Origin of the sequence: Vibrio kanaloae (genome assembly GCF_024347535.1) — a bacterium.
In the GTDB taxonomy this organism is placed as follows: Bacteria; Pseudomonadota; Gammaproteobacteria; order Enterobacterales; family Vibrionaceae; genus Vibrio; species Vibrio kanaloae.
Map to the genome: position 1 here is coordinate 1,016,856 of NZ_AP025498.1, position 17,638 is coordinate 1,034,493.

Annotated in this window: 19 protein-coding genes; 16 read left to right on the forward strand and 3 right to left on the reverse strand. The window is 43.3% G+C overall.

The window, feature by feature from the left end; genetic code table 11:
* The first annotated feature begins 179 nt into the window (after positions 1-179).
* The gene (gene cobA / locus OCV24_RS18755; protein ID WP_137008265.1) at positions 180-956 is read left to right on the forward strand and encodes a uroporphyrinogen-III C-methyltransferase; all 777 of its coding nucleotides are present in this window, start codon (positions 180-182) and stop codon (positions 954-956) included.
* A gap of 50 nt (positions 957-1,006) precedes the next feature.
* On the opposite strand, the gene OCV24_RS18760 is transcribed toward cobA, so the two are convergent.
* A complete protein-coding gene (locus tag OCV24_RS18760; RefSeq protein ID WP_046223537.1) occupies positions 1,007-1,549 on the reverse strand; it encodes a DUF4174 domain-containing protein in 543 nt (180 codons plus the stop codon).
* A 246-nt stretch (positions 1,550-1,795) separates the two neighbouring features.
* On the opposite strand from OCV24_RS18760, the gene OCV24_RS18765 reads away from it, so the two are divergent.
* From OCV24_RS18765 to OCV24_RS18775, 3 genes are all read left to right on the forward strand, one after another.
* The gene (locus tag OCV24_RS18765) at positions 1,796-2,269 is read left to right on the forward strand and encodes a LabA-like NYN domain-containing protein (RefSeq protein WP_046223538.1); all 474 of its coding nucleotides are present in this window, start codon (positions 1,796-1,798) and stop codon (positions 2,267-2,269) included.
* Positions 2,270-2,348: 79 nt separating this feature from the next.
* Complete coding sequence (locus OCV24_RS18770; protein ID WP_150877251.1) at positions 2,349-3,014, forward strand: response regulator transcription factor; 666 nt, start codon at positions 2,349-2,351, stop codon at positions 3,012-3,014.
* Positions 3,011-4,396 carry a sensor histidine kinase gene (locus OCV24_RS18775; RefSeq protein WP_150877249.1) on the forward strand — a complete coding sequence of 462 codons (1,386 nt, stop codon included), beginning with the start codon at positions 3,011-3,013 and terminating at the stop codon, positions 4,394-4,396. The genes OCV24_RS18770 and OCV24_RS18775 overlap by 4 nt, the downstream gene beginning before the upstream one ends.
* Before the next feature lie 128 nt (positions 4,397-4,524).
* On the opposite strand, the gene OCV24_RS18780 is transcribed toward OCV24_RS18775, so the two are convergent.
* Positions 4,525-5,829 carry a dicarboxylate/amino acid:cation symporter gene (locus OCV24_RS18780; RefSeq protein WP_017058228.1) on the reverse strand — a complete coding sequence of 435 codons (1,305 nt, stop codon included), beginning with the start codon at positions 5,827-5,829 and terminating at the stop codon, positions 4,525-4,527.
* Positions 5,830-6,387: 558 nt separating this feature from the next.
* Here OCV24_RS18780 and OCV24_RS18785 point away from each other — a divergent pair.
* The 7 genes from OCV24_RS18785 (at position 6,388) to OCV24_RS18815 (ending at position 13,581) form a co-directional block, all read left to right on the forward strand.
* Positions 6,388-8,484 (forward strand): TonB-dependent siderophore receptor, encoded by a 2,097-nt coding sequence (locus OCV24_RS18785; protein WP_150877247.1) that lies wholly within the window; start codon positions 6,388-6,390, stop codon positions 8,482-8,484.
* Between the two features lie 177 nt (positions 8,485-8,661).
* Positions 8,662-9,429 (forward strand): DUF3450 domain-containing protein, encoded by a 768-nt coding sequence (locus OCV24_RS18790; protein ID WP_017058230.1) that lies wholly within the window; start codon positions 8,662-8,664, stop codon positions 9,427-9,429.
* Positions 9,429-10,805 (forward strand): MotA/TolQ/ExbB proton channel family protein, encoded by a 1,377-nt coding sequence (locus tag OCV24_RS18795; protein ID WP_017058231.1) that lies wholly within the window; start codon positions 9,429-9,431, stop codon positions 10,803-10,805. The genes OCV24_RS18790 and OCV24_RS18795 overlap by 1 nt, the downstream gene beginning before the upstream one ends.
* Complete coding sequence (locus OCV24_RS18800) at positions 10,805-11,365, forward strand: MotA/TolQ/ExbB proton channel family protein (protein WP_017058232.1); 561 nt, start codon at positions 10,805-10,807, stop codon at positions 11,363-11,365. Before OCV24_RS18795 ends, OCV24_RS18800 begins: the two co-directional genes overlap by 1 nt.
* A complete protein-coding gene (locus tag OCV24_RS18805) occupies positions 11,362-11,766 on the forward strand; it encodes an ExbD/TolR family protein (protein WP_004739212.1) in 405 nt (134 codons plus the stop codon). The genes OCV24_RS18800 and OCV24_RS18805 overlap by 4 nt, the downstream gene beginning before the upstream one ends.
* Positions 11,767-11,785: 19 nt before the next feature.
* Positions 11,786-12,406, forward strand: coding sequence for an energy transducer TonB (locus tag OCV24_RS18810; RefSeq protein ID WP_046223542.1), 621 nt, complete (start codon positions 11,786-11,788; stop codon positions 12,404-12,406).
* On the forward strand, positions 12,403-13,581 hold the full coding sequence (locus OCV24_RS18815; RefSeq protein ID WP_137008777.1) for a tetratricopeptide repeat protein: 1,179 nt from the start codon (positions 12,403-12,405) through the stop codon (positions 13,579-13,581). Before OCV24_RS18810 ends, OCV24_RS18815 begins: the two co-directional genes overlap by 4 nt.
* A gap of 125 nt (positions 13,582-13,706) precedes the next feature.
* Here OCV24_RS18815 and OCV24_RS18820 read toward each other — a convergent pair whose 3' ends face one another.
* Positions 13,707-14,027, reverse strand: coding sequence for a hypothetical protein (locus tag OCV24_RS18820; RefSeq protein ID WP_017058235.1), 321 nt, complete (start codon positions 14,025-14,027; stop codon positions 13,707-13,709).
* 418 nt (positions 14,028-14,445) lie between these two features.
* Between OCV24_RS18820 and OCV24_RS18825 the strand changes: the two genes are divergently transcribed.
* The 5 genes from OCV24_RS18825 (at position 14,446) to OCV24_RS18845 (ending at position 17,628) form a co-directional block, all read left to right on the forward strand.
* The gene (locus OCV24_RS18825; RefSeq protein ID WP_136980742.1) at positions 14,446-15,075 is read left to right on the forward strand and encodes a PepSY-associated TM helix domain-containing protein; all 630 of its coding nucleotides are present in this window, start codon (positions 14,446-14,448) and stop codon (positions 15,073-15,075) included.
* Positions 15,076-15,145: 70 nt separating this feature from the next.
* Positions 15,146-15,664, forward strand: a complete 519-nt coding sequence (locus tag OCV24_RS18830; protein WP_046223545.1) for a DUF2271 domain-containing protein — start codon at positions 15,146-15,148, stop codon at positions 15,662-15,664.
* Positions 15,665-15,747: 83 nt separating this feature from the next.
* Positions 15,748-16,584, forward strand: a complete 837-nt coding sequence (locus tag OCV24_RS18835; RefSeq protein ID WP_082082752.1) for a DUF4198 domain-containing protein — start codon at positions 15,748-15,750, stop codon at positions 16,582-16,584.
* 115 nt (positions 16,585-16,699) lie between these two features.
* Positions 16,700-17,035 (forward strand): hypothetical protein, encoded by a 336-nt coding sequence (locus tag OCV24_RS18840; protein WP_017058239.1) that lies wholly within the window; start codon positions 16,700-16,702, stop codon positions 17,033-17,035.
* Positions 17,032-17,628: a DUF6162 family protein gene (locus OCV24_RS18845; RefSeq protein WP_150877245.1), complete on the forward strand. Its 597-nt coding sequence runs from the start codon at positions 17,032-17,034 to the stop codon at positions 17,626-17,628. Before OCV24_RS18840 ends, OCV24_RS18845 begins: the two co-directional genes overlap by 4 nt.
* Positions 17,629-17,638: the final 10 nt, after the last annotated feature.

Here is a 17,638-nt window from a genome sequence, read left to right on the forward strand (position 1 = left end):
ATACCTGCAATAGATTGTTTTGTTATAATTACTTCTATCTTCGTTAGTATTTAGACAGAATATTTAACTCAACACCTGATAGTCTAAGGGTTAAGGATTTGGATAAGTCATCACAAATACAGTGACTTACCACATAGATTGAAGCTTGAGAAAAAACAAGCAAACCTTCGGAGCACAGCATGTCAGAAGTATCGTCATCGAATGTTAAAGAAGTAACCAAAGGATTGGTTACATTAGTAGGTGCTGGCCCTGGTGACCCAGACTTACTTACCCTAAAAGCGGCTCGTGTTATTCAACAGGCTGACGTGGTCGTTTATGACCGCTTGGTATCTAAAGATATTTTGGCAATGGCTAACTCCGATGCAGAAATGCTGTATGTGGGAAAAAAGCTCGACCATCACTGTGTCCCACAAGATCAAATCAATCAATTATTGGTGACTAAAGCACAAGAAAATAAGCATGTGGTTCGCCTGAAAGGTGGTGACTCGTTTATCTTTGGTCGTGGTGGTGAAGAGTGTGAAACCCTAGCTGAGCATGGTGTGAGGTTTGAAGTGGTCCCCGGAATCACTGCAGCAGCAGGCGCGACGGCTTACGCGGGCATTCCACTAACACATCGAGATCACGCACAAAGCGTCCAATTCATTACTGGTCATCTAAAGAAAGATGGTGAAGATATTGATTGGCGCTCGCTTGCTCAGCACAATCACACGATCGTGTTCTATATGGGTTTAAAAGAGAGCCCGAACATCCAGAATAATTTACTTGATAACGGTATGCGATCGGACATGCCTGTTGCCATTATTGAGAACGGTACGCGCCAAGAACAAAAAGTATTCCGTGGTGGGTTGAGTGATTTAGCTAGCCTTGCTGGCGTTGCAAAAAGTCCTGCGCTGATTGTTGTCGGCAGTGTCGCTCAACTTCATGAAAAATTAGCTTGGTTTAACAAGCAAGTTTAACGGCGTAGCCTCAAAGCTAATAAACAATCAGCCAGTGAATAAATCAAGAATCAAATACTGCAGCGACTACTTTGTCGCTGCATTTCTCGTTGGCGCATTGGCATTTCGTCAATGATATTGGTGATTTTCTGCCAATCTGTTTTACCACTCCATCTGTATTTCTCTTTACCGTCTTTACCAATCAACACAGCGGTGTGTGAACCTTTAGGTATCTTATAAATACGGGTTACGGCATCTAAGTTAAACTCTTCTTCTAGCCAAGTAGGAACAGTGTAACCGCTCTCTGCTATCACCATGATGACGACATCTCGTTCGTCTAACTGACAGTTGTTGATCAACACTTCATTGAGAAACTCTTTAACCACTGAATCTTCTTTTGGTGCGAAATAAATCACACTGCGGTGTGGTAATGAATTGGTGTGAGAACTAGCTGGATAGGCGAGTGCTGAGCTGATGGCTAAGGTCATTATTAGTACTGTGCTGATGGTGAGAAACTTAAGTAAATTAGAGCAAACGTTTGAGTCATTGCTTGTTTGTGCCGATCTGGCTGTGTCGAGGCTTACACACGGTTTATGTGTTTGTAGGTGTAGCATGGCCAACCTCCCTTTAATAACACTGAGCCTGAGTACGATTTGATTGTCACGTGAATGCAGTGATGCGAAGAATAATTCCAGGTAACTGGGGAACAAATCGACCTACATTAAGCATAGTTAGGTTTATGTTGAAGATACTTAGATTTACGTTGACGACCGCTAAAGGGTTCATTTTTTTAAATAAAGCGACTCGCATTTCCTCATTGAATAGAATAGGGTATACGGAAAATCTAAAGGTATGAATTTATGGAAAACATAGCAATTCTGGTCGACGTTCAAAACGTTTACTACACCACTCGCGACAAATATCGTTCTAACTTCGACTATAACCAGTTTTGGTATGTTGCCACGGAAGGGCGTAACGTTGTTACAGCGAATGCCTACGCAATCTCTAGCCAAGATCCTAAACAGCGTCAATTTCACCATATTCTCCGTGGTGTTGGTTTTAATGTGAAGCTAAAACCATTTATTCAGCGCCGAGATGGCAGTGCAAAAGGAGATTGGGATGTTGGTATTGCGTTAGATGCTATAGAGCTAGCAGAAACGGTTGATACGATAGTTTTGGTCTCTGGCGACGGTGATTTCGAAATCCTTGTAGAGCGAATCAAAGAACGTTTTGGCAAACCGGTTGAAGTATATGGAGTTCCTGGGCTAACCGCGCAAAACCTTATTGATTCTGCGTCTAAATTTGTACCGATTGAAAAAGATTTCTTATTATAGAGTAAATCTCACATTTATAATTGAAATCAATAATAACGATAATTAGAATGCAAACTATTATTATTTATTGGTTTGTGTGATGTCGCGCGTTTTAGTTGTTGATGATGATATTCAGTTGTGTGAGCTATTGGTTGAAGTGTTAGAGAATGAGGGGTATCACGTTGATACTGTTCATTGCGGTGAGTCCGCGCTTGAGTTTATTCAATCGCGTCCTGTCGATTTGGTTTTACTCGATGTAATGCTTCCAAACCTCAGCGGTATTCAAGTGGCAAGACGCATTTGTCAGCGTTTTGCTACTCCCATTCTTATGTTAACTGCGCTTAATGATGACGCATCTATGCTTGATGGCTATCAAGCGGGTGCCGACCAGTACATCGCTAAACCTTTCAATGTTCCTGAACTCTTAACCCGTATTAAGGTGATCTTGCGCCGAGTTGGGTTTGAACGTCAGAGACAATCTTTGGCTTCGTCCGATCGTGGCTTGTGCGAACAGTTCTCTCGTTTGCCATTAACCGGCACAGAAAAAGACCTACTTGACTACCTCATTAAACACGACGGGATCGTCGTATCAAAATCAGATTTACAAATCCATGTGCTCAAGAAGGAGCTGTGTCCGTTCGATCGTAACTTAGATATGCACATCAGTAATATACGACGGAAATTGGTTCAGGCTGGCCTATCAAAACAACATATTAAAACGGTGCGTGGTAAAGGGTACAGTTATCTAGAGTCAGTTGGAGCATGATCGCTACGTTACTGCACTGCCCGGACTATATAGCTAAGCGTAAGGATGGATTAACGTTCCAACTGTTCAGTTACCTGACAGTTATTTTGGTGAGTATTTTGATTCTGCAAGGTGTGGCTGAAAGAGCGCTGATGAAAGCGCTCTTGAAAGTACCTGAATCCGTTAAAGCTGAAATGCTTGACCTTGCCTATCAAGCCAATGTGTTGATTGAAGAAGGTGACATGGATGAGTTAGCCGATTGGGGGAATGCTCAAGAGTATTACTTGTTTGTGATTGATAAAGATAACCAACCGATTACGCACCGACACATGCATCCACACTTTGAATTCAAGCTTCAATACCTACGAACTTTGGATCACCAACTGAGTGACCGTGTGAGCAAGCCTATATTCGGTCTACCGCTTAATAACGGAAATACCTTGGTTATCCAATTGCCGCACCAGTTCCACCCCGCCAAATCTTTTGCACCTTATTCTTATCTAATTAAAGCTTTGATTGCTTTGATCGTGTTGACACTGTTCTCGATTATTATGGCGAAGAGTCTACAGCAACCTCTCGATCGCCTAAGGGAAGCCAGTCGAAGGTTAGCGCAAGGGGACTTTTCGGTGAGTGTGGTGTCTGAGCTAGATTCAACCACGCGTGAATTTAATGAATTAGCCCATGATTTTGATCATATGACGTTCGAGATAAAGTCATTGGCTGAAAAGCAGCGTCGTTTGATCCGTGATGTGTCACATGAGCTTAGAACGCCATTGGCAAGGCAAAATCTCGCATTACATTTATTGCGAAGCAAGGTTGACGACAAGAGCGTCGGTTTACTTGATCGACTCGAAAGTGAAACGGAAGAGATGAACAAGCTAGTGGGGGAAATCCTTGAATTTAGCCGTTTAGAAACGTCTCGTTATGACCCTAAGTTAAGCTTGATGCATCTTGAGCATTACTGTTCGATGCTTATCGCGCAAATGCAAAACGACCTAAAGCCGAATCAAACCTTAGTCGGCGATTTAGAAACGCCGACATCAATGGTTAATGTTGACGAGAGACTTCTTCTTCGAGTCATTGGTAACTTGGTTGGTAACGCGATTAAATACGCAGGAGAGAATGCTCATATTGTCGTTACTACATATGAACTGTTAGCAGACAGACGTTACAGTGTGGTATCTGTAGAAGATGACGGTGATGGCATTCCTGATAACCAGATTTCAGGTATCTTCGACCCGTTTACGCGTATTGAATCAGCCCGAGATAAACAGTCTGGTGGTTATGGCCTAGGGCTTGCAATTGTTAAGGAGGCGGTGGGTGTGATGAATGGCTATGTTACTGCTGAGAATAGAGAAAGTGGGGGACTTCGAGTAAATCTGATGTTTCCCGCTATTAATTGAATCTGCCACTTAATAAAAACGCCACTGCATCTGCAGTGGCGTTTTAGTTTATACGCTTTTCATTATCAGCTAAGGTGCAGTCATTAATTACGCTTTAGCTTGAAGGTAAGAGCGACAGAGAAGCTAAATTATGCCTGTTGACGTGTTAGCTTAACTTCTTCTTCTTTCTCACCAGCAGCCGGGTCATTGAAGCGAGTTTCGTCAAAAGCACCCTCAGACTTAGCTACGATGATAGTTACGGCACTATCTCCAGTGATATTTACTGCGGTGCGAATCATATCAAGAAGACGGTCAACACCCATGATAAGCGCGATACCTTCCAGTGGTAGGCCTACTTGGTTCAATACCATCGCCAGCATAACAAGACCAACACCAGGAACACCCGCTGTACCAACAGACGCTAATGTCGCCGTTAGGATAACCATTAGGTAGTCACCCATCGTCAAGTCAATGTTGTATGCTTGCGCGATAAATGCAGTAGCCACACCCTGCATGATAGCTGTACCGTCCATGTTTACAGTCGCACCTAGTGGTACTGTGAACGAAGCCACTTTATTATCTACGCCCATGCGGTTCTTCGCTGTTTCCATTGTAACTGGAATCGTTGCGTTCGAAGAGGCCGTTGAAAACGCAAACATGATCGCATCTTCCATCTTACGTAAGAATGTGATTGGGCTTAAACCTGTGAATCCTTTAAGCATTGCACTGTAGGTAACCAAACCGTGCAGCAGTAGGGTACCAGCCAGAACTAGGAAGTATTCCGCTAGATTCCAAATTGCGCTTAAGCCAAGGCTAGAGAACAGTTTCGCCATTAAGAAGAAAACACCGTAAGGCGCTAGGTTCATGAGTAGTGCTACAAGCTTCATGATAACTTCGTTCAAGTCAGAAAAAACCGCAGCAATACGTTCACCAGGTTTACCCGCCGCACTGATAGCAATACCAAACAACACAGCAAATACGATAACTTGCAACGTTTTCCCTTCAGCCATTGCCTGGATAGGGTTGGTAGGGAACATGTCGATAATCACTTGGCCCAAAGAAGGGGCATCCGTTGATTTGAAAGAACTTGCTGCAGTAAGATCTGCACCAGCTCCAGGTTGGAACAGGTTACCGATAGTGAGTGCAAGGGTAATAGCAACGGCTGTTGTACCGATATAAAGTGCAAGTGTTTTACCGCCCATACGGCCAAGTGTGGATAGATCTTTAAGGGAACTCGTACCGCACACTAGTGAAACGAAGACTAGCGGCACAACAAGCATTTTTAAACTGGCGACGAATATCTGTCCGCCAACTTCAAAGAGTCCGTTAACGATGTAATTGTTGACAAATCCACTTTCTGCAAAAAGGGATTGAATGGCAAATCCCGTCAATATACCTGCGACCATACCGAGAATAACTCGTCCAGTCAGAGACATAGGTTTCTTGGTATTCATTTAGAACACTCCTTATTATTGATAACTTTGACACCTTTTCAAAGTGAGCAGGAGATTATCAGCCTGTTAAAGAAATCGAAAAACAAAAAATCGCCTTGGGATTCTAGATGTGATCAAAATCACTGATAAATCTATAATTTAAACAAATTAAATCAAAGTTATTCACTGTTTAATTACATTTATCGAGAGTTTTATACACAAATTAAGGTGCTTGAAAGGTAATAAATAAGACAACCGAATTATTGATTAAATAATGTTCGTTAAATCAACGTAATTAATAATGCGGATAGCGATAGCTTCTACCCATAAACCTATCTTCTAACGGTGGGCATGTAACCTGTTGTATCAAATGAACTTTGTTAATATGCAAGTAATCAATATACATCCGTTCCTTTACAAAACCTTACAAATGCAAAGAATGTAAATTTAATGCAAATAGTAATGATTATCACTTATATTCACTTGCGAAATAATTCAGTGGTGCCGGTAACGGCCTAGTGAGCACAGCGAATAAATAAAAAAGTGCTCGGACAAAAAGAATAAAGCGGAGTAAAGGACATGTTTTCAAAGAGCCCATTGGCTTTAGTGATCGGCGCGGTATTGGCTTCACCAGCAGTATTGGCAGAAACAGCACAAACAGACGAGCATATGGTCGTCGAAGGTCGTGATTATGGTTACAAGGCCGATACAAACACCACTGCAATGCGCATGGAAGCAACTCAGTTAGAGACTCCGGGACAAGTTTCAGTAATCGATGAGCAAATCATTGATGAACAGCGTGCAACAACGCTTGGTGATGTTCTGAAGAATGATGCGAGTGTAAGTGCGGGTGGCACAAGCCGTAACCGTGAGCGTTTTTCTCTACGTGGCTTCTCTGTAGGGAGCTCTTCAGGCTTCCTTAAGAATGGCCAACAACACTGGTCTCACTACCGCCAACCTATCGAATTGCTAGAGCGTGTTGAAGTATTGAAAGGCCCTTCAGGTCTTCTTTATGGTATTTCTGCGCCAGGTGGTCTGATCAATATGGTCAGCAAAAAGCCAACTTACGATACGCAAGTGAGTGTTAGTCAAGATATTGGTTCTAATGATCATTCTCGCACAACGGTCGATGTAAGCGGTGCGCTGAACGATGCTGAAACTCTACGTGGTCGTGCAATCTTATCTAAAGAAAGTTACAACTCTTGGAGAACGTACGGTGACGGCTCTGAACCTCAAACAGAACGTTTTGTTGGTGGGGTAGTTGTTGATTACGATGTAACTGAAGACGTAACGGTTTCTGTTCATTACGACAAAACTAACGACGATGGCAGTGTTGATTCGGGCTCTTTATACACCCTAGATGGCAATCGAGTTGGTAGCGACAAGCATATTTGGGATGCGCAGTGGTCACAGATTGAAAACGATGTTGAGAACGTTGGTTTTGATATTGCCGCTAACCTAACGGATACATGGTCAGTAAAAACAGGTTTTAACTACCAAGATTTCGAACGTATTGATATGGAAAGCTACCCAAGCTTTAAAAATATGAACTCTGATGGTACGGGTACCGTGACTCAAGGCGGTAACTATCGTCATGATAAGTGGCGTTTCAGAACGGCTTATGTGGATCTTACAACAACTGCTGAGCTCGCGGACACAGAGCACAAACTATTATTCGGTGCTAACTGGTTGGGCTACAGCTACTATCGCGGTATGGACCGTTTCAATAGTGGCGAATATGCACCAGATGCTACAGTACCAGCTCCGTCAGTGGGTCCAACATCGTTAGGCAAGATGAGTACTTACGATACTTGGGGTTTCTATATCCAAGATTTGATTACTATCAACGATGAATGGCAAGTTCTTGCGGGCGCTCGTTTCGACCGTAAAGTAAGTTCTGGTGTGGCAGAAGAGAACGTAGCACCTAAGCTAGGCGTGATTTACCATCCAGCTTCAAACGGTAGCATTTACGCTTCTTACTCTGAAAGCTTCGAACCTCAAGGTGTTGTTTCTAGTGGCAGACGCACGTACACCAATGATGGCCAACTTCTTGATGCCGCAACCGGTGTATCGTACGAAGTAGGTACTAAGTGGGAGTTGATGGACGAGCGCCTATTTGTATCGGGTGCAGTCTTTGACATTACTCAAGAAAATATCTCAATGGACGTAGAAGATACTGCGTCTGGTGATTGGACTAAGACACAAGGCGGCGAGCAAGTTCACCGTGGCGCTGAGTTAGGTGCGCAAGGTTTCATTTCGGAAAGATTCTCAATGTCTGGTTCTGCAATGTACTTAGACGCTGAAATTGCTAACCATGAAACATATGGAGGTAATCGCCCTGCAGATGTACCTGAGTTTGCAGCAAGTGTTTGGTCTACTTATGCTGCAACCAACGAAGTTGATGTGAATTTAGGCCTTATCTACGAAGGTTCACGCTACGGTGATAGTGCGAATACATTTAAGAAAGATGGCTATGCTCGTGTCGATATGGGAGCTGCATATACGATGAAATACGATGATTCTTTAGACTTTGTGGCTCGTCTAACGGTTGAAAACGTATTTGATAAAGAATACCTAGCAGGTGGTGGTTCTACTTCGTCAAGCCATCAATTTGCAGAAGACGTAGTAATCGGCGAAGGCCGTAACTACATGGCTACACTACAGATAAAATACTAATTTGTTGGTAGGGTGTCATTGGTAGTATAAATGTTTAGGGGGAAGTTTAGGCTTTCCCCTTTTGTTATTTTGCTACTTCATAAAATATACCTAGTAATGTGAGTGACTTTTAATGATAATGAGACTGCTTATCAATAAAACTCATTTGACCTTCTTCTATAGTAAATGACTACAATTATGAATCTTTTAAAAATTAGCCTAGCACTTACCATTAGTTTGGTTACTGTGCCTTCTATGGCAAACAGCTTGGATCAAGCTCAATCTATTCAAAACAAGACCAATAACGCGTCGGCATCGAGCCAGAAAGTTATTGATAAAAGCTCACAAGCCACTTTGATGCTTCAAGCTGAGATTGAACGTCTGCAAGAAGAAGTGAAAAATCTAGAAGTCTATCACGATCATCTTGCCGCATTGGTCGAGAGTCAAAACAACGAAGCTCAAAGTATTAAAGGGCAGATCGACGAAATCAAATATACACGCCAGGGTGTTGTACCTTTGATGTATCAAATGATTGATGGCCTTCAACAGTTAGTAGAGCAAGATGTGCCAATCAAGAAAGAGCAACGTCTAGAAAGAGTTGAAAAGCTACAAGCAATGATGACTCGTGCTGATGTCAGTGACGCAGAGAAATATCGCCGTATTTTAGAAGCGTATCAAATCGAGATGGACTACGGCATTAAGTTGGGGGTTTATCAAGGTCGAGTAGCATTAACTAGCGAGAAAACAATTGAGGCCGATGTTTTGTATCTGGGACGAATTTCTCTAGTGGCTCGTAACTTGAATGGCAGCCAGTATTGGTCTTGGAATCAGGTAAAAGATCAATGGCAAGAGCTTGATTCATCAATCAAACCTGAGCTAGATAAGGCTTATGATGTTGCTAGCCAGCAAGCGGCACCAAGCTTAATTACTTTACCTGTTTCTTTAACTGTTGCGGAGGTTAAGTAATGAACTTACAGCCATTAGCAGTATTACTTTGTATTACATCTATTTCATTTTCTGCTTTTTCTGCATCAGATACGACGGCTCAACTGGTTAATAAAGCTAAATCAGAGAGTCGTATTCAAGCATCTCATAACGTTGTTCGTGAATCTGAATTCAAAAGAACAGAGCAAGAGCTGAAAGCCATCAAAGCACAACTGGCAACGAAGCGAGCTTCAATCCAAGCCGCTACAGATGCGTTGACCAGAACCTTCAGTGAAAATGAAAACAAACTTGCGCGTTTAGAAGAGAAGCTTCGTTTAGAAACGGGCAGTTTAGGCGAGTTGTTTGGTGTTGTTCGTCAAAATGCAAAAGAGTTAGGTGCCGAATTAAATTCCACGATCAATAGCGTGGACCGAGGCGCACACACCGAGACTGTCAATCAGATCATTGACGCTAAATCACTGCCATCAATGCCACAACTATCGGGTCTTTGGGCGAGCATGAATGAGCAAATTCAAGCGAGCGCAGAGCTTAGCAAATCTCAAATTGCGTTCATCAATGGTGAAGGAAACACACAAACCGTTGATGCTTTCCGCCTAGGTTCAATTGGGCTAGTTACAGAGCAAGGCTACGTGAGCTGGAACACCCAACGTGAGGATGCGATTGCGTATCTAAAACAGCCATCGAATGGCCCGACTTTGGCGTCACTTTCTTCGTTAGCGAATGGTGAAGTATCTAACGTGGTTGTCGACCCTTCTCGCGGATTCATGTTAGAGCAATTAGCACTTACGCCAAGCCTAACCGATCGTCTACAAGCTGGTGGCGTAGTCGGTAAAGTGATTCTTGGTTTACTTGCAATTGGTTTGATTATCGCGCTTGTTCGTGGTGTTTCTTTGATGATTGCTCGTCAAAAAATTCGTTCTCAATTGAAAAATTCAGAGCAAGCGGGTGACAATCCACTTGGCCGTATCCTTGCCGTTTATGACAAAGAGCAAAACCAAACGGTTGAAGCCCTTGAGCTAAGACTGCTAGAAGCGGTGGTTGATGAGCAAACTCATTTAGAGAAAGGTTTATCAATGCTGAAACTGCTTGCTGCTCTTGCCCCTATGCTTGGCCTACTTGGTACGGTTACCGGCATGATCGAGACATTCCAAGTGATCACCCAGTTTGGTAATGGCGACCCTAAAGTGATGGCGGGTGGTATTTCTATGGCTCTAGTGACCACCGTGCTTGGCCTTGTTGCAGCCATGCCACTTCTTCTTGCACACAACATTCTTAGCACTCAGGCAGAAAATATTCGCAATATTCTAGAGAAACAAGGTATTGGCCTTGTGGCTGAGCAAGCAGAAAAGACGATTGATTCAAACGCTGTTGTTTCATCAGTTGGGACTGCTGCGTAATGGATATTTTGTCGGGTTCTCTATTACCAGCGAGTTGGTTAACGAGTGACTGGCTGCTGTCTTTATCAAGCTTTATGGAGCAGGGCGGTTTCGTTCTGTGGTGGCTAGCGGCTGTTGTCCTTGTTTATTGGGTGCTTGTGGTAGAACGCGTACTTTATCTTGCGTTCTACTTTCCAAAGCAACGTAAAGTGTGGGTTGAGAAGTGGCGTGAAAGAGAAGATCACTCTTCTTGGCATGCTAAAGCCATTCGTGAAGGCTGGTTGGGGCAGGCAAGTATCTTGCTACATCAAAACTTGAACTTTATTAAACTGTTAGTCGCTATTTGTCCGATGTTGGGTTTGCTAGGTACCGTAACCGGTATGATCTCTGTTTTTGATGTCATGGCGACTCAAGGCAGCAGTGACCCTAAATTAATGGCTTCAGGTATCTCGTTGGCGACGCTGCCGACCATGGCAGGTATGGTCGCGGCATTAGCGGGGATGTTTGTTCATGCTCGCCTAGCAAAAGTGTGTAGCCGCTTGGAATTAAAATTAGAAAAATCTTTAAGGAGTCAACGATGAGACTCGGTCGACGTCATTCTAAAAATGAAGAGGCTCAAATAGACCTAACTTCGATGCTTGATATTGTATTTATCATGCTCATTTTCTTTATTGTGACCAGTTCATTCGTGCGTGAATCCGGAGTCGAAGTCAATCGTCCGCAAGCTTCTAACGTGGTTAGCCAAAAAGATGCCGGTATCTTCGTTGCTATCACATCGGCTAACGATATCTTCATTGATAAACGTGTTGTGGATGTAGAGCGTGTTCAAGCAACACTAGAACACTTGTTGCTAGAACAACCTGATGCTTCTTTGGTTATTCAAGCGGATGAACACGCTTACAACGGTACGGTTGTTAAAGTAATGGATGCCGCTAAAGGTGCGGGTGTGAAAAACATAGCGCTTGCTGCTGATAAGCGATGATCTTGGAGGATCTTTATAAATGATTCGCCTATTTCTTGCTTTACCGCTAGCGGGTGCATTGGGCTTGGCTCTGTTTTCTTTTATGGCTTGGATGGTCGATAATGGCCATCAACGTTCACCAGACAACAGTGAGACGTTAAGTTTCAACATGGTAATGGTGGAACAAGAACAAGAAGTTCAAAGAAGACAGCGCGCAGTCCCTGAAAAACCTGAAATGCCTGAACCGCCACCGGAAGCGCAAACGTCTCAGTCACAAGCTGAAGTTACGCCTCTGAATTCGATGTCTTCTTTGCCTTCACTGGATTTGAATACATCCATTGACGGCCTAGCGATTAACGCACCGACATTTTCTGATTTTGGGTCAAACCAACAAGCAATGCCTCTGTATCGAGTAGAACCTCGTTACCCACCAAAAGCGCTGAAGCGTGGCGCTGAAGGCCATGTGATAATGTCTTTTACCATCGACGAAACGGGACGCCCAGTTGACATTGAAGTCACTGATGCAAACCCACGTCGTATGTTTGAACGTGAAGCGATGAGAGCACTTAAAAAATGGAAATATCAACCGAAAGTCGTCGATGGAAAAGCGATAGCTCAGGTTGGTCAAACCGTGAAACTAGAGTTTAAGTTGGCAAAATGATGAAACAGATATGGATATTAGTGGGCTTGTTGTTCATGCCCCTTACAACGCAAGCAAAAGACCTAACCCAATATACTGCAATTCGTGTTCAAAAGGCGCATAAGCTTGCTCAAGATGAACAGGTTAAACAGGCAATTGACGTACTTGCAGGCTTGGAGCTTTCTAAAGGCTACGATAAGGCGTACGTTGCTCGTATGTTAGGTGTGTTTTACTGGCAAGAGGGTAAAACGGATACGGCAATTAAGCAGCTTACTTATGCGGTCGATAGTAATTTACTGGTTGATGAACAAGCTTGGGTAACGAAGCGCATGCTTGCTGATTTGTTGTTAAATGATCAGCAATTCAAAAAAGCGCTTCCGCACTACTACCAGCTAGTAAAAACGGCCCCAGAAACGGAAAAGAAAGACACGCTTTGGATGCGAATTGCACAAGTGGAATACCAAATTGAAAACTGGTCGAAAGTCCTAGTTGCCATCGGTAACCACGACAAATTGAATTCGAAACCAGAGTTATCATCTCTATCGCTAAAACTCGGCGCACAGCTCCAGTTAAAGCAGTGGAAGCAGTCTATCCCTACACTGGAAAGCCTTATTGAACTCCAACCAGAGAAAGATAACTGGTGGCGTCAACTTGTGGGTATTCAGTTAAGACTAGAACGTAACCGTGATGCATTGAACACGTTAGCACTGGCTGATTTACAAGGCGTTGAGCTGAAAAACTCAGATCGCCGCTTGTTAGCACAGCTTTACGCGAAACGCGGCATTCCAGAGCGTGCTGCTCAAGAGATCGCTAAGTTAGATGATGCGAACAGTGATGTTCAGCTTCTGGCTGAGCAAGCAACCTACTGGCAGTTAGCTAAAGAGTGGGACAGTGCCATTGAAGTGTGGACGCTAGCGGCTAAAAAAGACATCCAATATCATTGGAATGTCGCTCAGCTGTTGGTTCAGCAAGGTTACTATGATCGAGCGCTGGTTGTTCTCGACAAAGTGAAAGACAAAAACAAACAGGCCGACGTTGCTTTAGCTAAAGTACGATCATGGTATAAGCTAAAGAACCTAGATAACGCTCTTGCTCAAGCGAAGCGTGCAAACAACATCGATCCCTCGTCTGAAGCAAAAGGTTGGATTAAATATCTTACTCAGCTTAGAACAGTCAGTGATAACGGAAATGTCTAACTGCTTATAGTGAAAAAAGAAGATAAAAACAAATAAGTAAAAGGGTGTCATCTGATGGTTCAAATGACACCCTTTTTAATTCTGGCGGCTGAAGTACATTCCGTTTTACTGTTTGGATAATTTGCTCAAGGGCTGCACATCGTGCCACTAAACGTTGCGCTTTGAATCACGCCTCCGGTGACAGCTATCCAGTTAATGGTACAGTCTCGATAAGGATTCTTAAATATATATAAAGTATAACCATTATCTAATGGCTTCTTCGTCTCAATCCAAGCATAGTTTCGAGATGCCCAAAAACTGATAGGGCGTGAGCGTTCAGTTAGATACTGTTCTTGTACATCAGTTATGTCTGAACCGATATATTCTTGGATGCGCTCTTCCGTGTTGGTTATTTGGCTAGTACACGCAGTTGCTAGCGTAGCAAAAGCCAAAACAATAATACGCATTTCAAAATCCCTTTCAGCTTAATTAGCTATCTTCAAATCGGTTATGGGTTCTATTTTTTAGTAAACCATATCAACCGATGAGTCCACATTTGTTCTTGATCGTCAAAGTGTTCCAACGATCAAATAGTCCTAACTTCGTTTCTTAACGCCACAGCGCTTATTTTAAACCCACCTCAATCGAGCATGTTGAGGCTAAGGTTTTTTGAGGTTTGACGTTGTTCTCAGTCACCTCCAATACAAGTTATCAATTACCTTCAGTACAAGCTAGCAAGAATATGCATACAGCTCGATGACTTCCGATGTAATGTTATGTAAATCTCCTTACATCGCTCGGCAAACGTAAACAATGTAAATTGAATGCCAATACGAATTATTATCAACTAAATTGACGCCATAAAAATTATAGGTATTGGTTCGTATGTCGCTAAAAAGTAGGGAAGTTCAATCATGGGCTCGTCGACTTCATGTTTATATTTCAATGGCGCTTCTGTTCATTGTTCTTTTCTTCTCAGTAACAGGTATAACCCTCAATCGACCTGAGTTATTTGAATTAACTCATCCCAATATCCAGCGCTCTACGTTAACGCTTCCTACGAGTTTGTTCACCATCCAAAACGGTCGATTAAAAGCTGATGAGCCTGCTTTCGAGATGTTTCTGTTTGAAGAAGCCAATCTGTCTGGTGTTCCTTCCGGCTTAGACATCTACGCGGAGATTGAAGACGGTGAGTTGCTGATCGGGGAAGTATCCATGGACTTCAAAGGGCCAGGTTACAACGCTTCTGTATTTGTCGACGTGACGTCTGAAATGGTCGAAGTCGAAACCACCAATTACGGCGTTATCGCGCTTTTGAATGATCTACATAAAGGGCGTAATAGCGGTGAAGTTTGGAAATGGTTTATCGATATCACAGCACTACTGATGATCTTCTTTGTGCTTACTGGCGTGTGTTTACTGTTACCTAAGAAAAAAACACTGAATACCTCTATAAAATGGACAGTGTTTGGGTCTGCAATCTCACTTGTTATCTATTTTGTCGCCGTGCCTTAACGCTTATTCGATTGATTAATCGAATTGAGTAATGAATAAAAGGTTAAACGGATTTAAAAGGTTGTTAAACATGAAAAAAATGAACTGGAGCAAGATACTTCTTGTTTTGTCTCTTTTGCCAAGCTTAGGTATGGCACAAACAATTCCTGACACGGCAAAACTGGATGTGAACTTCGAGCTACCGAAGATTGATACCTCAATGTACGCCCGTCCATACGTTGCGATCTGGGTTGAAAACAGTGAACGAAAGTCAGTGAAAACGATTGAACTTTGGGTCGGTAAAGACGAATGGCTTAAAGATTTGCGTAGCTGGTGGCGAAAGGTTGGACGTTACGATCGTGAATTGGTTGATGCTGTGACATCAGCTACGCGTCCTGCTGGGAACTATCGATTCGTTTGGGATGGTAAGAGCGACAACGGTGAAATCCTAGATCAAGGCGAGTACACGGTTCATATCGAAGTCGTTCGCGAACACGGTGGGCGTAACTATCTTCGTCAAAAAGTATCACTCACTGATACAAACGCGTCTTATGAATTAAAGGCAACGGAAGAGACGGGGAAAATCACTCTGAACTATATCGCTAAGTAAAAAAGCGTGAACAGAATAAACAGCATTCCTCGCAGGCTTAGGTTAAGCGACACAGCTAAAAATTATAAATAATGGAATTAAACATAATGAAACAGACAAAAATCAAAGCACTTGCACTAGCGGGTGTGATGGCATTCGGCCTAGCGGTAACGACAACAGCACAAGCTCACCCACGCTGGATTTTGCCATCACACTTTACCGTATCGAAAGAAGGCGGTGATTGGCTTACGTTCGATGTGACGGCGTCTCACGGTACGTTTGTTTTTGATAAGCCTGCTGGCAGCGAAAATGCTCATGTCATCATGCCTGATGGCCGCAGCGAGCGTCCTAACTTTGTGATTCGCGGCAAACGTCGTTCAATCTTCGACTTCTATTTTGAAGAAGAAGGCACACATAAAGTAGCGATTAACAACCAGCCGTCTTACTACACGCAATACAAAGCGGGCCGTCGTGACACGGTGAAATGGATCAAAGCAAACAAAGCGGAACGTGACTCTGTTCTTCCTGAAAAGTCGCGTGACGTTGTAACTCAAGTCGGTTTCACTCGTGCAGAAAGCTACATCACAGTAGGTAAGCCAACGGATTCAGTATTCAAAATCGAAGGGAAGCTTCTAGAAATGAAGCCTGTGACACACCCTTCAGACATCGTTGAAGGCGAACCAGTGACGTTCCAATTCTTCTACAACGGTGAAATTCAAAAAGACGTGAAAGCTGAGATCACTCGTGAAGGTACGCTTTATCGCAACCACCAAGAGCAGATTGATGTCGTCAGCGATGAGAACGGTGAAATCACGTTCACTCCAGATGTAGCGGGTCGTTACGTAATGAAAGCGAACTACAAAGGTGAGTTGATTGACAACCCACTCGCAGACAAAGCAAGCGCGAACGTTCACCTAACGTTCGAAGCACTGCTTCAATAACCTGTGATATCAGGGCTAGATCTCTGATTAAGCAACCAAAAACATAAGGGCTCATTTGAGCCCTTTATCGCTCAGTTTACTACTGAGAATTTGCACTGTGGCTAAGGTACGAACCATGACAATAAAAACAAAACTAAAATCTCTCATCACTCCATGCTTGGCTTTAGGACTTGGTTCCGCTGCATTACCTGCGCAAGCACATTTTCCATTGATGAGCTGCTGGTTTGAAGGCAAAACCGTGGCCTGTGAAGCTGGCTACTCAGACGGTAGTAAAGCGATTGATTATGCGGTTGAGATGTACGATTACGAAGACAACTTGATTGCAAAAGAGATGACGGATAAGCGCTCCATCGTTGAGTTTCCCAACCCTGACACTGAGTTCTACCTTGTGTTTGATTCAGGCCACGAGTTTCCTGTTGAAGTAGACGTTGTTGAGATCAGCGAGAAATGATCATCCAAGGTGTACGTGCTGACACGGGTGGCAGAGAAGGCAAATGGGTAGGGCTGATCATTGTGTTCATTCTGAGCTTTGCCACGGTTGCTATCCCATTTCATCAAGCAGAATCCCGCGTGAAAGCGATACTTGATCATCAAATTCTGGTGACCGATGTTGAACAAGAAAACTTGGCAATGTTGTCAGAACTGCGTTTAGCGCATGAAGAGATTCGTGATCTGCGTATGGACTCAGACGGCGAATGGCCAAGTGTTGCATCACTGAAAGATGAATGGGTCGCGCCATTTGTTGAAGATCAGAGTTGGAAGCGCAAAGGTTCTCATGCTTGGCTCTTGGATGAGCGTGGTTACTATTTTTCTAGACCAGATCAACATGCAACATCAAGCGATCATACTACACCAACCGATCATGGCTTTGCGAACTCCTTTATTTTGAACGCGAACAGCGTTTGTCCTGAAATCTGGATTTTCTTCGGTGGTGTAGCGAAACAGCCAGCTACTTTTGACCAACACACGCTTGAGTCTACGGGTTGGAAAATGGTCGTAAACGAATCAGAAATTGAACAGCATCATGAAAGAGATGCTCACTAATAATAAGAGA

What these genes read in the sequence shown, in the direction of transcription:
- cobA (WP_137008265.1), top strand. Translation starts at nt 180, where the DNA reads ATGTCAGAAGTATCGTCATCGAATGTTAAAGAAGTAACCAAAGGATTG.
- OCV24_RS18760 (WP_046223537.1), bottom strand. Translation starts at nt 1,549, where the DNA reads ATGCTACACCTACAAACACATAAACCGTGTGTAAGCCTCGACACAGCC.
- OCV24_RS18765 (WP_046223538.1), top strand. Translation starts at nt 1,796, where the DNA reads ATGGAAAACATAGCAATTCTGGTCGACGTTCAAAACGTTTACTACACC.
- OCV24_RS18770 (WP_150877251.1), top strand. Translation starts at nt 2,349, where the DNA reads ATGTCGCGCGTTTTAGTTGTTGATGATGATATTCAGTTGTGTGAGCTA.
- OCV24_RS18775 (WP_150877249.1), top strand. Translation starts at nt 3,011, where the DNA reads ATGATCGCTACGTTACTGCACTGCCCGGACTATATAGCTAAGCGTAAG.
- OCV24_RS18780 (WP_017058228.1), bottom strand. Translation starts at nt 5,829, where the DNA reads ATGAATACCAAGAAACCTATGTCTCTGACTGGACGAGTTATTCTCGGT.
- OCV24_RS18785 (WP_150877247.1), top strand. Translation starts at nt 6,388, where the DNA reads ATGTTTTCAAAGAGCCCATTGGCTTTAGTGATCGGCGCGGTATTGGCT.
- OCV24_RS18790 (WP_017058230.1), top strand. Translation starts at nt 8,662, where the DNA reads ATGAATCTTTTAAAAATTAGCCTAGCACTTACCATTAGTTTGGTTACT.
- OCV24_RS18795 (WP_017058231.1), top strand. Translation starts at nt 9,429, where the DNA reads ATGAACTTACAGCCATTAGCAGTATTACTTTGTATTACATCTATTTCA.
- OCV24_RS18800 (WP_017058232.1), top strand. Translation starts at nt 10,805, where the DNA reads ATGGATATTTTGTCGGGTTCTCTATTACCAGCGAGTTGGTTAACGAGT.
- OCV24_RS18805 (WP_004739212.1), top strand. Translation starts at nt 11,362, where the DNA reads ATGAGACTCGGTCGACGTCATTCTAAAAATGAAGAGGCTCAAATAGAC.
- OCV24_RS18810 (WP_046223542.1), top strand. Translation starts at nt 11,786, where the DNA reads ATGATTCGCCTATTTCTTGCTTTACCGCTAGCGGGTGCATTGGGCTTG.
- OCV24_RS18815 (WP_137008777.1), top strand. Translation starts at nt 12,403, where the DNA reads ATGATGAAACAGATATGGATATTAGTGGGCTTGTTGTTCATGCCCCTT.
- OCV24_RS18820 (WP_017058235.1), bottom strand. Translation starts at nt 14,027, where the DNA reads ATGCGTATTATTGTTTTGGCTTTTGCTACGCTAGCAACTGCGTGTACT.
- OCV24_RS18825 (WP_136980742.1), top strand. Translation starts at nt 14,446, where the DNA reads ATGTCGCTAAAAAGTAGGGAAGTTCAATCATGGGCTCGTCGACTTCAT.
- OCV24_RS18830 (WP_046223545.1), top strand. Translation starts at nt 15,146, where the DNA reads ATGAAAAAAATGAACTGGAGCAAGATACTTCTTGTTTTGTCTCTTTTG.
- OCV24_RS18840 (WP_017058239.1), top strand. Translation starts at nt 16,700, where the DNA reads ATGACAATAAAAACAAAACTAAAATCTCTCATCACTCCATGCTTGGCT.
- OCV24_RS18845 (WP_150877245.1), top strand. Translation starts at nt 17,032, where the DNA reads ATGATCATCCAAGGTGTACGTGCTGACACGGGTGGCAGAGAAGGCAAA.